The organism is Dolichospermum circinale AWQC310F (genome assembly GCF_000426925.1).
In the GTDB taxonomy this organism is placed as follows: Bacteria; Cyanobacteriota; Cyanobacteriia; order Cyanobacteriales; family Nostocaceae; genus Dolichospermum; species Dolichospermum circinale.
In genome coordinates this window covers 111,406-125,841 of record NZ_KE384696.1, presented here as the reverse complement: position 1 = coordinate 125,841, position 14,436 = coordinate 111,406, and the positions used below count along the sequence as shown (strand labels likewise).

The 14,436-nt window shown below is 37.6% G+C and carries 12 protein-coding genes; 8 read left to right on the top strand and 4 right to left on the bottom strand.

What is annotated here, in order from left to right; all coding sequences use genetic code 11:
• Window positions 1–87: 87 nt before the first annotated feature.
• The 3 genes from ACIR310F_RS0115935 to rpsU all read left to right on the top strand — a co-directional run bounded on the left by ACIR310F_RS0115935 (window position 88) and on the right by rpsU (window position 3,447).
• Window positions 88–1,587: an Ig-like domain-containing domain gene (locus tag ACIR310F_RS0115935; RefSeq protein WP_028084686.1), complete on the top strand. Its 1,500-nt coding sequence runs from the start codon at window positions 88–90 to the stop codon at window positions 1,585–1,587.
• A 289-nt stretch (window positions 1,588–1,876) separates the two neighbouring features.
• Window positions 1,877–3,166: a hypothetical protein gene (locus ACIR310F_RS22805; protein ID WP_051289694.1), complete on the top strand. Its 1,290-nt coding sequence runs from the start codon at window positions 1,877–1,879 to the stop codon at window positions 3,164–3,166.
• Window positions 3,167–3,267: 101 nt separating this feature from the next.
• Window positions 3,268–3,447 (top strand): 30S ribosomal protein S21, encoded by a 180-nt coding sequence (gene rpsU / locus ACIR310F_RS0115925; RefSeq protein WP_028084685.1) that lies wholly within the window; start codon window positions 3,268–3,270, stop codon window positions 3,445–3,447.
• Between the two features lie 286 nt (window positions 3,448–3,733).
• Here the strand turns inward: rpsU and ACIR310F_RS0115920 are convergent, their stop codons facing one another.
• Together ACIR310F_RS0115920 and ACIR310F_RS22800 are read right to left on the bottom strand one after the other, a co-directional pair.
• Window positions 3,734–5,461 (bottom strand): succinate dehydrogenase/fumarate reductase flavoprotein subunit, encoded by a 1,728-nt coding sequence (locus tag ACIR310F_RS0115920; protein WP_028084684.1) that lies wholly within the window; start codon window positions 5,459–5,461, stop codon window positions 3,734–3,736.
• A 198-nt stretch (window positions 5,462–5,659) separates the two neighbouring features.
• Entirely contained in the window at window positions 5,660–5,935 is a 276-nt protein-coding gene (locus ACIR310F_RS22800) for a hypothetical protein (protein WP_051289692.1), read from the bottom strand.
• 265 nt (window positions 5,936–6,200) lie between these two features.
• On the opposite strand from ACIR310F_RS22800, the gene ACIR310F_RS0115910 reads away from it, so the two are divergent.
• The 4 genes from ACIR310F_RS0115910 (at window position 6,201) to ACIR310F_RS0115895 (ending at window position 11,465) form a co-directional block, all read left to right on the top strand.
• Window positions 6,201–6,476, top strand: a complete 276-nt coding sequence (locus ACIR310F_RS0115910; RefSeq protein ID WP_155963866.1) for a hypothetical protein — start codon at window positions 6,201–6,203, stop codon at window positions 6,474–6,476.
• A 532-nt stretch (window positions 6,477–7,008) separates the two neighbouring features.
• Window positions 7,009–8,346 carry a folate/biopterin family MFS transporter gene (locus ACIR310F_RS0115905; protein ID WP_028084682.1) on the top strand — a complete coding sequence of 446 codons (1,338 nt, stop codon included), beginning with the start codon at window positions 7,009–7,011 and terminating at the stop codon, window positions 8,344–8,346.
• Window positions 8,347–8,380: 34 nt separating this feature from the next.
• Window positions 8,381–9,865 carry a carotenoid oxygenase family protein gene (locus tag ACIR310F_RS0115900; protein WP_028084681.1) on the top strand — a complete coding sequence of 495 codons (1,485 nt, stop codon included), beginning with the start codon at window positions 8,381–8,383 and terminating at the stop codon, window positions 9,863–9,865.
• Between the two features lie 310 nt (window positions 9,866–10,175).
• Window positions 10,176–11,465 carry a Glu/Leu/Phe/Val family dehydrogenase gene (locus ACIR310F_RS0115895; protein WP_028084680.1) on the top strand — a complete coding sequence of 430 codons (1,290 nt, stop codon included), beginning with the start codon at window positions 10,176–10,178 and terminating at the stop codon, window positions 11,463–11,465.
• A gap of 590 nt (window positions 11,466–12,055) precedes the next feature.
• Here ACIR310F_RS0115895 and gatC read toward each other — a convergent pair.
• Together gatC and ACIR310F_RS0115885 are read right to left on the bottom strand one after the other, a co-directional pair.
• Complete coding sequence (gatC, locus tag ACIR310F_RS0115890) at window positions 12,056–12,346, bottom strand: Asp-tRNA(Asn)/Glu-tRNA(Gln) amidotransferase subunit GatC (protein WP_028084679.1); 291 nt, start codon at window positions 12,344–12,346, stop codon at window positions 12,056–12,058.
• 79 nt (window positions 12,347–12,425) lie between these two features.
• Window positions 12,426–12,947: a photosystem I assembly protein Ycf3 gene (locus ACIR310F_RS0115885; protein ID WP_028084678.1), complete on the bottom strand. Its 522-nt coding sequence runs from the start codon at window positions 12,945–12,947 to the stop codon at window positions 12,426–12,428.
• Between the two features lie 331 nt (window positions 12,948–13,278).
• Between ACIR310F_RS0115885 and ACIR310F_RS0115880 the strand changes: the two genes are divergently transcribed.
• Entirely contained in the window at window positions 13,279–14,229 is a 951-nt protein-coding gene (locus ACIR310F_RS0115880) for an ABC transporter ATP-binding protein (protein ID WP_028084677.1), read from the top strand.
• Window positions 14,230–14,436: the final 207 nt, after the last annotated feature.

The window sequence follows — 14,436 nt, the reverse complement described above, 5'->3', positions numbered from 1 at the left end:
AAATCCAAAATCTAAAATCCAAAATCCAAAATCCAAAATCTAAAATCCAAAATCTAAAATCCAAAATCTAAAATCCAAAATTGTTAGATGAGCAGATCTTATAAATTTATTCAACCATTAGATGGAATTGCGATCGCCCTGATGCTACTATTAAGTATGCTGATAGGGTTAATCATCTGGAAAGGTGATGTTGTCAAACCTATTGTCCGCAATTTTACCTGGGAAAAACAACAAATTGGAGCGGATGATATTTCATTTTCTCTGAATTTTAGTCGGCCTATGGATATCAAAAGTGTGGAGGAAAATCTGAAAATAGATCCACCTTTGGCTGGTAAAATTAGTTGGGCAGGAAGAAGAATGGTGTATACACTGCTCACACCAGCCCCCTATGGCACAACTTACCAAGTTAAATTAGAAAAAGGTAGAGACAAATATTCCCAAGCAGAAGGAAAAAACCGGGTTATGCAGCCTTTTAATGGTAGTTTTACCACCCGCGATCGCGTTATTCTTTATATTGGAACTAATCAAGAATTTCCGGGACAGTTGGTACTTTATAATTTGACCAAAGAACAAAAAAAGGTTCTTACCCCTAAAGACTTAATTGTTATGGATTTTGAACCGTTCCCTAATGGTGAAAAAATTGTATTTTCCGCCCGCTCCTCTCAAAATCCCGACCTACTTTCAGCCCAAATTTATAGTGTTACTACGGGTATTTCTAGTCAGGTTGGTACTAGGAAAAAAGCAGCAGGGAAAGTTGACTTAATTTTGGATAACAAAGAATATCAAAATCTAAAATTTGACCTTTCAGCAGATGGAGAAACTATTGTTATTCAAAGAGGTAAACGGGATAACCCTGGTGATTTCGCTCTCTGGTATTTACCTACTAGCAATGATATTTATTCAGAAAAACCCGTTGCAAAACGTTTACAAGGGCAACCGGGTGGGGATTTTTTGATTACACCGGACAGCAAAGCCGTAGCAGTTTCCCAAGGTCAGGGAACAGCAATTGTTTCTTTAGACGGTAATAGCAACAAACCCCTAGATTTTCTTCCCCAATTTGGCTTAGTACAGGCCTTTTCTAAAGACGGCTCCCAGGCGGCAATGGTTAAATTCAATACCGATTATACGCGAGATTTGTTTTTGGTTACGAATCAAGGTGTACAAAAGCAATTATTAAAGACTAAAGGCTCTATTCTGAGTTGTCAGTTTGATCCTGCATCCCCCACTCTTTACTGCTTACTGACACAACTTATTTCTCAGGAACAATATCTGGAACAGCCTTATTTACTAGCCATTGATTTGAAAACAGGAATGCAAAAACCACTACTACTGTTACCTGCTGCTCAACGCAATGTGCAAACGAGTTTAGCACCTGACGGTTTAGGCTTATTATTTGACCAAGTAATTCCCATCAGCAATAATACCACACCATTACCCGCAAATACCTTAAAAACCGAGGATGGTGAACCGATTGCTAGTAGTAGTCTTTGGTTGATGCCCTTGCTACCCATCCCTGATAATACTAACATTGATATTAAACCAGAACAATTACCCCTCGTCGGCTTTCATCCCCATTGGCTACCTTAATTAATTGACAACTGACCAAAAAATTTTAGATTTTAGATTTTAGATTTTAGATTTTAGATTTTAGATTGGGAGTTTTCGGTACAAGCTTTGCTCTTTCAGGGTGGAACTAATTCACAATCGTAATTTCTAGATTTAATATCTATTGACTATTTTGTTTGTGTCAATAAATGATATCGGTTAGGTATTTGTGGGTTATAATCATAGTGATTATAACAAATTTACCTCCCATTAGCCTTCGAGAACGCGACGCTATCGGCCAAGTACAGATGATAAACACGAAACCGTAGTTATGGAAAAATTGGAAGACAGCAACCAACAGGACTTGATTGTAGAACTTGACATTGATCAACACGCACAGGTCAATTTAGAATTTCAGCAACTACTAAATTTAAATACAGAATTACGCACGGCTAATAATGATTTATACATTCAAGTACAGCAGTTAAAAACGGAATTAGCTGAAGCGGAAAAGGTTTTGCAATGGCAGAAAACACGCTCTAGTGTTACTGAGTCTATGTTTAAACAACAATCTCAAGAGCTTTCTGCTGCCGGTGAGCAAATTCAGTCTCTATATCAACAGTTAGAGGTATATGTACAAACGGTTCAACGTCAGGAACTCTGTATAGAGGGTTATAAATCCCTTATGGAAATTAGCCAACAACGTTTAGCGCGTTTGGAACGAGAATGTTCTTTACTACAAAGTAATTACAGTCAAGAGTCCCAGCAGCTATTACAATGGGAAAATACTTGTCGTGAGTTGCAAACTAGACTCATGCGTCAACAACGACAGACTTTACAATTTAAATCGGCCTTGGAAAAATGTCTAGATACACCAATTCCTAGTCCTGGAAATTATGTAGAGGATCATATTCATCATCCATACAATGTTATTCACAAACAAACTAGATTCTCTAGAAAAGCTCGATCTTTGTTCCCCAACGCTCAACCTATTCAACCTTGGTCTGGAGTTACAGATTCTGAAGATGATTCTATACATGATCCCTGGATTCCACCAACTGCAAATATTTCTGATCACTATGGCCATGAGCAAGAACCATTCATCTCCCAGCCCATAACGAATAACATAGAAACTGTATCTACTTCTCAAATATTACCGGAAAGTCCGCCACAGGATGATATCACCCATCAGTTTTTTGCTAGTTCATTATCTGAAGTAATTTCACAAGCAACAGCAAGAGAGGTAAATATTCATCATCCTGATGAAGATGATACATTTATTTGGAAAAATTTGCTCTTGAATCTGGAGGATAATGAACAAACAGAAATAACAATTAAGCAGGATGTGGAATTAGAAATTAATCCATTGGCTACTAATGAAAATGATGCAAGGAATAATTTACTATTATCACCAGCGCCGGAGTTACCAATGACTTCTACAGAGGTGGAAATGGAAGATTATTGGTTAGATGTTGTAGATGATGAATCTTTGGATCATAATACATCCGATACATCTGAAAATAAATCACCTTCACCATTGATTTATCCCCAACGACCACCCAAGGGACGGAAATCTTTAGCGTCCGTAGAATTGCCGAATTTTAGACCCAAACCTAACTAATTTGTGAAGAGTTTATTTCTAATCAAGTTTTTGATAAAATGCTTGTTGAGAATGAAAATTTTCAAAATGAAAATCATTAATCAATTAAGGGCAGGATAAGAATGACTCAGGTGCTTTTAGGACAAAATGAAAGCATAGATTCGGCTTTGCGTCGTTTTAAACGCCAAGTTGCTCAAGCTGGTATATTAGCTGATGTAAAATCTCGGCGACACTTTGAAACACCTTTAGAAAAGCGTAAACGTAAAGCAGTTGCTATTAGACGTAACCGGCGTTTTAGATAAACATATTTCGGTGGCTACAAAATTTGCTTGAGATGTTATAAGCTAAAGATATACTGCAAAAGTTAGTTGCTGGGTGTAAATTAGTTAGTTTTATCATTTTAGGAGTTCCTAAGATATTTAACTATTGCAAAAACAGCTTTTTTTACGCTTATAAATATTATAATATGCTACACCCATAATTATTGGGTGTTAGCATTAATATGTAAAAATTAAGCAAGATATGTTTTCGCACCAGTAAATCATCAATTACCAACTACCGTACTAAACAGATGAATGATAACTTTAATTAATATTTTCGCTCTTTTGGTGCGAACATGGTGATTGTGACTGGACGATATTGAATATCAATACCTGTTGATGAGTAATAGGCCATTGTATGTTTAAGAAAGTTGATATCATCTCTTTGAGAAAAGTCTTCTCGGAAATGAGCGCCACGACTTTCTTGACGATTTAAGGCCGACGCTAAAATGGTTTGTCCTACTACCATTAAACTTTGTAATTCCAAGGCTTCAACTAATTCTGTATTCCAGCTTTTTCCCTTATCATCTAAGTATATTTGTGAATATTGCTGTTGTAATTCGGCTATTTTTTCCAAACCCTGACCCATTAATTCTGCGGTGCGAAAAACGCCGCAATATTCAGTCATATTATCTTGAAAAGATTGACGAATTTGATTAATTCGATATTGTCCAGGTTGTGCTATTAAAGCTTGAATTTGTTGCTGGGATTCCCTGATGTACCGTACTTCATCTACTGATGGTAATTGACGATTTTGGACATAATTAGCGATCGCTGCTCCGGTTCTCTTGCCATAAACTACACATTCCAATAAAGAGTTACTACCGAGACGATTAGCACCGTGAACAGAGACACAAGCTGTCTCACCTGCGGCAAAAAACCCCTCAACAAAACCATCAGCACTATTACGGACTTGACCATCAGTATTAACAGGAATACCACCCATACAATAGTGAATCGTGGGACGTACCGGCATAGGTTGAGTTACAGCGTCCACACCGACCAAACGATGGGCTTCTTCCCAACAAAAAGGAACACGACTCATAATTTTTTCCCGACCCAGATGGCGTAAATCCAGGTAAACAAAAGCACCACCGGGACTACCATCAGTATTTACACCACGACCAGCACGGATTTCATAAGCGATCGCCCGTGAGGTAATATCACGAGGGGCTAATTCCATGCGACTAGGGGCGTAATTAGCCATAAACCGATCACCTTGAGCGTTAATTAAATAAGCTCCTTCACCCCGTACAGCCTCGGAAATCAACACCCCCACCGGGTATAAACCAGTGGGATGAAATTGGACAAATTCCATATCTTGTAGAGGTAAACCAGCGATCGCGGTCATTGCCAAACCGTCACCAGTGGAGGCATAATCATTAGAAGTCGTATTATAAACGCGACCATAGCCACCTGTAGCGAACATCACAGCCTTTGCTCGTAGTACCTGAACATCTCCATCTACAAGATGAAACATGACCACACCCTTAGCCTGGCCGTCCTCTAAAATCAGACGCATTACATACCATTCTTCATAAATTTGGACACCATAACGGCGTAAATTATTTACCAATTCATGTAAAATCGCATGACCGGTTTTATCAGCAGCGTAACAAGTACGGTTATGAGAATGGCCACCAAAAGCCCGTTGAGCAATACGACCGTCAGGTAAACGAGAGAACAACACCCCTAGATGTTCTAAATCAATCACCACATCTGGTGCCTCTTGGGTTAAAATTGCGACTGCATCTTGATCTGCTAAATAATCAGAACCCTTAACAGTATCAAAAGCGTGTGCTTCCCAAGAATCTTGATCATCAACATTTTTCAAAGATGCAGCCATACCGCCCTGAGCAGCCACAGAATGAGAGCGAATGGGGTGAGTCTTAGCAACTACCGCTACCTTTAAATTAGGGTCAATGCGGGCGATTTCCAGCGCAGCCCGACATCCAGCCAAACCACCACCAACAATAATTACATCATGTTCTAGCATTGTCAATCACCGATGATAGATCATAAAAGATGATAAAAAAATTCCCCGTCCTGGATTAGGGCTGACGCAAATGTCACAAAAAGTTATCATCTTTTGTTGATATTCAGGTCTAAAGATAGAACTAAATTCCTGACTACGATTTCATCTATTATGCCAGTTGCGTAAGCCCTGCTAGAGACAGGGTAACAAATCATTGGTTTATGTTGATTCAGTCTTTGTTTCCGGCTCTACAGCATTCAATTCAATATTATTTAATAGAGTTGTCACAAAGGCAAAAAGTAAAAAAGGCAGAGACAGGAGAACCACAAGACCCACCGTAGCCAAAGCGTAAACAGGTCGTTTCGCGCCCATTAATGCTAACGCAGATGCTAAACTAATAGTAATGGTAATTAACCAAACAATAATTTGGCCATATATATCACCAAAGGTCAAGGTACAAGCAAACCGATAGTTTTGAAGATTATTTTTGTTCATTTTATAAATTGGCCTTAATTCTCTTCTATAGCTACTACCTTAAAGCTATGTTTGCCAGGTGAGCAATTTCTCAATATTTTTCCAAGGTTTGTAATATTACTTTACAAATATCAACACCTTGGGTAAAATTTTCCTGATATCGTCATGATTTTATTAGTCTTGAGACTTATACGTAAATTGGCAAAGATATTGAAATATAGTAAATTTTCGGTTATTACCTTTAATTTGTGGTAAGTCGTCCGAATTACTACCTTTGAAAACCACCATGAATAAATTTCATAAATCATTCATGACTATCACAGCCATAGGATTATTTATTGCTCTTTTGCTGAGTGAAACAACCATTCAAGCCCAGGAAGCAACAGTTATTCAATGCGTCAAAGAATACACTAAATTGAACATTTCACCTGATGCAGCATTAGCACAGTGTCAAAAAACTAATCTTGCCAACTGTGTTAAAAATTTAACTGGTCAGAAATATGTAGCCAAATCAGTTTCCCAATCTAATGGACGTTACTTAAATCTAATGGACGTTACTTAGTTGATTTAGGTGACAGTGATACAAGATGGCTAGAGGGTAAAAGCTGGAAAGACAAAGGATGTAGCGCCCACACAGAAGGTCCATATAAAAGACAAAGTGATCAAAACTTAACTTTTTGGAGTAAACAGCGTTCCTATGAGTGGTTTAGGCAGGGTTGGTGTACACAACCACAGATAGAATTAGAGCAAAATTACTCTCTTGACGAAGCAAAAACACTTTGCGAATTAGGTTTACAGCCAAAATCATAAAAGCTGCCACTCCTCCCTCATTTTTTTAACAGGGCGTTTTCAATCAGGGGAAAAGATTTCTTGGAAATCTATTTCCCCTGCTCACTGGCCGGGAAAAAGCTAGAGGTGGGGTTTTGTGACAATGAAGAGGTAAAATAGGGGCGGAAACATGGTTCTTGGTATACTTTATAACCTTGGAGATATTATCGGAGATTTGTGGAATGTGATTCAGGTCAATTTAGACAGTATTTTGAAAATCTGGATATGATATAAAAGTAAATGAAAATTAAAAAATATTGATTTCAATGTTAAATGAATCTGCCAAATTGCCAAAACTTAAAGATTCACTAATCGAGCAAATTCTTTTAGGAAATAAACTTACTCCTGAGTTAATTGCAATTCTGACTATATATTTTGTCCAAGGGATATTAATGTTATCCCGGTTAGCTGTTAGCTTTTTTCTCAAAGATGAATTGTTATTAAGTCCAGTACAAATGTCCGCAATTATCGGTATCAGTACCATACCTTGGATGATCAAGCCATTATATGGTTTTATTTCTGATATTTTACCATTATTTGGCTACCATAGAAAAACTTATATATTCTTATCGGGAATTATAGGAAGTGCGGCTTGGTTGAGTTTAGGAACAATAGTTAATAGTGCCTCAACTGCAACAATGATGATTCTCCTTTCTTCTTTTTCCGTTGCTCTTAGTGATGTGATAGTTGATTCCATAGTAGTGGAAAGAGCCAGATCAGAATCAGCAGAAAAATTAGGTTCTTTACAATCTCTTTGCTGGGCTATTTCAGCCATTGGTGGCTTATGTACAGCTTACTTTAGCGGCCTACTTTTAGAATACTTTACCACTCGTACAGTATTTTTAATCACAGCATTATTTCCTATAATTACCTCATTTGTCGCTTGGTTAATTACAGAAAAACCCCTGAACAAAGATGATAAAAAAAACAATTACGATCATATTAAATATCAATTAGTACAAATACGTCAAGCAATCACAAAAAAAGCAGTTTTACTACCAACAGTATTTATATTTGTTTGGCACGCTACACCAAATGCCGAATCAGCATTTTTCTATTTTACAACCAAGGAACTACAATTTCAACCAGAATTTTTAGGACGAGTGAGATTAGTAACAAGTTTTGCTTCTTTAGTGGGAGTGTGGGCTTTTCAGCGTTACTTTAAAACTATCTCCTTTAAAATTATCTTTACTTGGGGTATTCTTATATCCACCGCTTTAGGAATGACAACCTTATTATTAGTAACTCATACCAATAGACTTTTAGGAATAAATGATCATTGGTTTAGTTTAGGTGATAATTTAATTATTACCGTGATTGGGCAAATTGTATTTATGCCCGTCCTAGTATTGGCAACAAAGCTTTGTCCTCCCGGTATAGAAGCCACATTTTTTGCCTTAATAATGTCTGTATTTAATTTGGGAGGAACAGTTTCCTATTGGTTAGGATCTATGATGATGAAATGGTTAGGAATCACAGAAAATCAATTTGATTTATTATGGTTACTAATCATCATTACTAACTTGAGTTCTTTAATTCCCATATTTTTTATTAATTGGCTACCAGATGGTAAAATAGAAATTGATGATAGTTCATCAATATAGTCTTTATAGTCTTTCAGGACAGTCAACCAAAAAAATGCAAACATTAGAAACCCAAGATCACCAACAAGATAACCAAGTTCTAGAAAAATCCTATACCATCAAAGATTGGCAAGGTGGATATGAATCCCTTCCCGAAGAATATGACTATTGGATTGATGATATCGAAGGAGAAATACCCCCAGAATTAGCCGGAACATTATTTAGAAATGGAGCAGGTTTATTAGATATAAATGGAGAAAGATTACACCATCCTTTTGATGGTGACGGCATGATCAGCCGCATTACATTTATCAATGGCCGCGCTCATTTTCGTAACCGATTTGTACAAACAGCAGGTTATTTAGCAGAACAAAAAGCAAAAAAAATTCTTTATCGGGGGGTTTTTGGCACACAAAAACCCGGTGGTTGGTTAGCTAATATTTTCGATTTTAAACTCAAAAATATTGCCAATACCAACGTTATTTATTGGGGTAAAAAACTCCTAGCATTATGGGAAGCAGCCGAACCCTATTTACTCAATCCTCACAGCTTAGAAACCTTAGGAAATGAATATTTTAACGGTGTCTTGTCCAAGGGAGAAGCCTTTAGCGCCCACCCACGAATTGATCCCCGTGGGATATTAGTTAACTTTGCCATAAAACCCGGATTATTAACCACAATTACCATCTTTGAATTGAATACCCAGGGAGAAATTACCAGCAAAAAAAATCATCAAGTTCCTGGTTTTTGTTTTATTCATGATTTTGTAATTACAGAAAATTACTGTATCTTTTTCCAAAATCCCGTTAAATTTAACCCCATACCTTTTGCTTTAGGAATATGTGGTGCAGCCGAATGTATTAAAGTTGAAAAAAATCAACCCACAAAAATCATCATTATTCCTCGCACCACAAATACACCCATTGAAAAAGTCAAAATTTTAGAGACCAAAGCGGGTTTCATTTTCCATCATGTTAATGCTTTTGAACTAGAAAATGAAATTATCGTTGATTCTATTTGTTATGAATCATTAATGGAAGTTGAACCCAATAGCGATTATCGAAAAACTGATTTTGAAAAAAATTCACCTCCGCAAATATGGAGATTTCATCTCAATTTATTAAAGAATCAAGTCCAAAATCAGTTAATAGATACTCGTACCACTGAATTTCCCACTATGCACCCGCGTCACCTAGGTAAACCATACCGTTATTTATACAGTGCTGCGGCTCATAAATCAACATTGAATGCACCATTACAAGCCATTTTTAAGGTAGATTTAGAATCAGGAAAAAAACAACTTTGGAGTACAGCACCGCGAGGATTTGTAGGAGAACCAATTTTTGTTCCTCGCGCACATTCTCAACAAGAAGATGATGGTTGGATTATAGTTGTAGTTTACAATGCAGAAAATCATCGTTCAGAGATAGTGATTTTAGATGCTCAGAATTTGGAAAAAGGTAGAATTACAAAACTACGTCTAAAACATCATATTCCCTACGGTTTACATGGGAGTTTTACACCAGAAATATTCATTTGATAGTTGACAGTTGACAGTTGACAGGGGACAGACAAGAGATACAGAGATTTCTCTTGTTTTCCCAAATGTACAATTAATTTTGCTCAGGTACTTATTCATTTAACGTAGGTTGGGTTGACGAAACCCAACAACATCACATTTATGTCTGTTATGTCTGTTTCCTGTTCCCCAGTATAGTAACCGTTCTTTATCATACAAATAAAAATACAATTGTAACAAAAACTACAAAATTCATATATTTCTCAAAAAACAAGGTAAGCTAACCTTATGAATTCAGTTGACAAAGATACTATACTCAGGACTAAATATTATGGTAACAACCTCTCTCCCACTTATGGAAAGTGATTCTCCGGCGCATATTTGCCCGTATGATCAAGCTTGTAGCTATTTACAATGGGCTGCTAAAGAATTAAAATTAGATCAAAGTATCTTAGAAATACTTAGTTATCCCCGCAAGGTTGTCACAGTTTCTATACCTGTGAAAATGGATCATGGAGATGTGCGGGTTTTGACAGGACACCGGGTACAACATTCGGATATTTTAGGACCATATAAAGGTGGTATTCGCTACCATGAAGCGGTGACATTACGGGAAGTTTCCGCCCTGGCCATGCTCATGACTTGGAAATGTGCATTGTTAGGTATTCCCTACGGTGGTGCGAAAGGGGGAATTCCCATAGACCCTAAAAAGTTCACTGTAGGGGAATTAGAACGAATTAGCCGCCGTTATATCAGTGAATTAATTAAGGACATTGGACCATCAGTAGATATACTTGCTCCAGACATGGGAACATCAGCGCGAGAAATGGCGTGGATGATGGATACTTACTCTGTTAATGTCGGTCATTCTGTCCCAGGAGTAGTTACAGGTAAACCTCTATCGATTGGTGGTTCGTTAGGACGAGAAATGGCGACAGGACGTGGTGTAATGATTATTATCCGTGAATCCCTGGCAGATCATGGTAAATCCTTGGCTGGAGCGCGGGTAGCGATTCAAGGCTTCGGTAATGTAGGCGGTGCTGCGGCAGAATTGCTACATAAAGCAGGGGCGAAAATTATCGCTGTTTCCAGTGGTGCTGGGGGTATATTTTCTGAAGCGGGTCTTGATATTTCCGTTGTTAAAGCTTATGCTACTGAAAACCGCCGCAGTGTAGTGGGATTTCCCCAAGGTAAACCTATTAGTAATGCAGATTTGCTAACTCTGTCCTGTGATGTGCTAATTCCCGCTGCATTAGAAAACCAGATTACTCAAGAGAATGTTAATCAAATCAAAGCCCAATTTATCGCGGAAGCTGCTAATGGTCCTGTAACTTTAGAAGCTAACCGAGCTTTAGAAGCCCGTGGTGTTACCGTCTTACCAGATATTTTAACCAATGCTGGAGGTGTAGTGGTAAGTTATTTAGAATGGGTACAAGGTCTTTCTTACTTGTTCTGGGACGAAGAACGAGTTAACAAAGAAATGGAACATTTAATGGTTCAAGCTTACCGTAAAGTGATTCATGAGTCAAAAGTAAGGGGAGTAAATCTGCGGTTAGCTGCTTATACTTTAGGTGTAGGTAGGGTCGCGCAAGCCTTAACCGATAGGGGTTTATATCCTTAGTCATGCTTTTAATTTAAATTAAGTATGGTGTGTTATGGCTTTAGCCTAACGCACCTTTCTATAATTTCTGTACATCATCTACATAGCAAGTATTGAGTTATTTAAGGATATGTTTGGCTGTTTCAGCAGAATGATTACCCACATTCCACACTTCATGATCAAGTATAAGCCTTTTCAATAATTATTCTTAATAAGGGTTAAAAGATTACGTATGAAAACTGAAAATATTTTATAAAATATGTATGTTTAAAAACAATAAAAAATGAAATTACGGAAATATTTTCATCTTAGAAAATGAAGTAATGAACTGCGGAATATGGATTTTAGTGAATCAAGAGGAATAATAACCAAGTGGTAACTGAGATTTTTAACATCAGTATACAAAAAAGTTGTCAAAATACTTGGCAAATAAAAGATCATCTGCTATATTAGTTTCATACCCAAAAACCTAATCCCCTAATCCCCTGTCCCTACGGGGATGTAGAGACGTTCCTCGGATCGTCTCTACTCTTTTATATTGATATTGCAGGTTTCTGAAATTTTAGATATTGAATTTTCAACCCAAAATCGAAAATCCAGTTAGTCCCTATCTAATCAGCATTAAGAATTTTAGGAACTCGGAAAAAATCACCTTCCTGTTGAGGAGCACTGTTGAGGATTGCTTCTCTTTCAGGATAAGGGTGGAGAATGTCCTCTCTGGTGACATTGCTAACATCAATAGCTCTGGTTGTTGGTGCGACATTAGTAACATCCAGTTGATTTAGTTGTTGAATATAATCCAGAATACTACCTAATTGAGTGGTAAATTGTGTTTCTTCATCTGCTGTCAATTCTAAACGAGCGAGATTAGCAACTTTACGAACTAGTTGACTATCAATCATAATTTATCAGTTGTTAATTGTCAGTGGTCAGTTGTCAGTGGTCAGTTGTCATAAAACTAACAACCGACTCATGGCTAACTTAAAAGAATACGTCAATTTGCGATCGCCCGGTAGTTTTTAGCCAGTTTTGAGCTTCAATGTAATTATTGGGAGCCATGCGAATTGCTCGAATCCAATAATCCGCTGCTTGATCAAACAATGCTTCACCACCGTCATGATCCCCGCTTTCCTTAGCTCTTTCACCTTGAAAATGATAAATGACGGCGATATTGTTTAAAGCTTGGGGTAATTGTGGATTTAACTCAATAGCCTGATGATAAAACTCTAAAGCCTTATTATGATCACCGTTACTGGCATAAATCAACCCCATATTATAGAGAATATAACCGCGATCATTGGGATCCTCTTCCATTTCCAAGGCTTCTGTATAATAGTCTAATGCTTCAGCATATTCACCTTCTGCTTGTGCGGACATTCCATCTCGGTAATAAACAAATGCCTCTTTAGCTTTTTTGTTGGTTGGCAATATCTTGAGGATGATATCTGCCATAACGGTAAAGGATTTGTCAACAAAGTTATCGTTTTTCTGTGTTCTTGGCATATTAACCTTTTTGGTTACTCAATTGCAGCATAAACCTAATACCGCTAATTTAACTGATTTGTGGGGGTTTGAGTGAGGGCAAGAGGGAATAGGCAAGAGGCAAAATTATCTATTCTTTATTCTCAAATCCTGATAGCACAGCGTGGCGTTGGCTATACTCCTGTAAGGGCGAAGCATTCAGACGATTAATTATTAGTTTGTACCACAGGCTACTTTGCAAATGCTTCGCCCCTACAACTGTTTTGTTCCCATTTCCGAAACAATGGCCAATTAATTCCACTGTAGAAACAGTTTAAGTTAACTATTGCACACAAGCCCCAACCCAGCCACGATGGTAAAAGAAATAGCAATTCGCACCACCGGACTAACTAAGCAATTTGAAAGACAGGTTGCTGTTAATGATGTTGACTTAGAAATCCAAACGGGTGAAGTTTACGGATTAATAGGTCCCAATGGTGCAGGTAAAACCACCTTAATTCGGATGTTAGCCACTGCTGAAGAACCGACTACAGGTGAGATTTATATTAATGGCGATCGCCTTCTAGGAGATCAAAGCAATCTCAAACTTAAACGTCGTCTTGGTTATTTACCCGATGACTACCCATTATATGAAGATTTGACAGTTTGGGATTATTTAGATTATTTTGCCCGTTTGTATCGTTTGCAAGGAAAACACCGTACCCAACGCCTCCACGAAGTTTTAGAACTCATTCAACTGGGTAATAAACGCAATACCATGATTTCTACTCTCTCACGGGGGATGAAACAGCGATTAAGTTTAGCCCGAACTATTATTCATGAACCAATTTTACTCCTTTTAGATGAACCTGTTTCGGGACTTGATCCCATTGCCCGGATGCAGTTTCGGGAAATTATTAAAGCTTTGCAAGAAGCAGGAATGACAATTTTAATTTCTTCCCATGTTTTTAGCGACTTAGCGGAGTTGTGTACATCCGTGGGTATTATGGAACTAGGTTTTTTAGTAGAAAGTTCTTCACTCCAACATCTTTATCAACGTCTTTCCCGACAGCAGATTTTTGTGTCTACTTTGGGCAATATAGATATATTAGTGAGGGAAATTAAAAATCATCCTTTAGTGGAAGAATGGGAGGTAATACCTAGTAAAAATAGTGTGCGAGTCAATTTTTCTGGTAAACCAGAAGATTCTGCGGATTTATTGCGATCGCTTGTCAGTACAGGAATTCCCATCACAGAGTTTCACTGTACCCAAGAAGACCTAGAAACCATTTTCCTCAAATTAGGTCATAAACAAGCATCATAGATAATTTTGGATTTTAGATTTTGGATTTATTCAGGACTTACGCAAAACATCACGAAAGTAGGGGTAATTCATGAATTACCCCTACGAAAGAATCAGGTTTTTGATTGCTTCGTCTGTAAGTCCTATGATTGTCAGAAGTTCAGGAGTATAGTTAACGCCACGCAGTGCTATCAGAATAAAGGATGAAGAACATTTTTGTTTTACAGC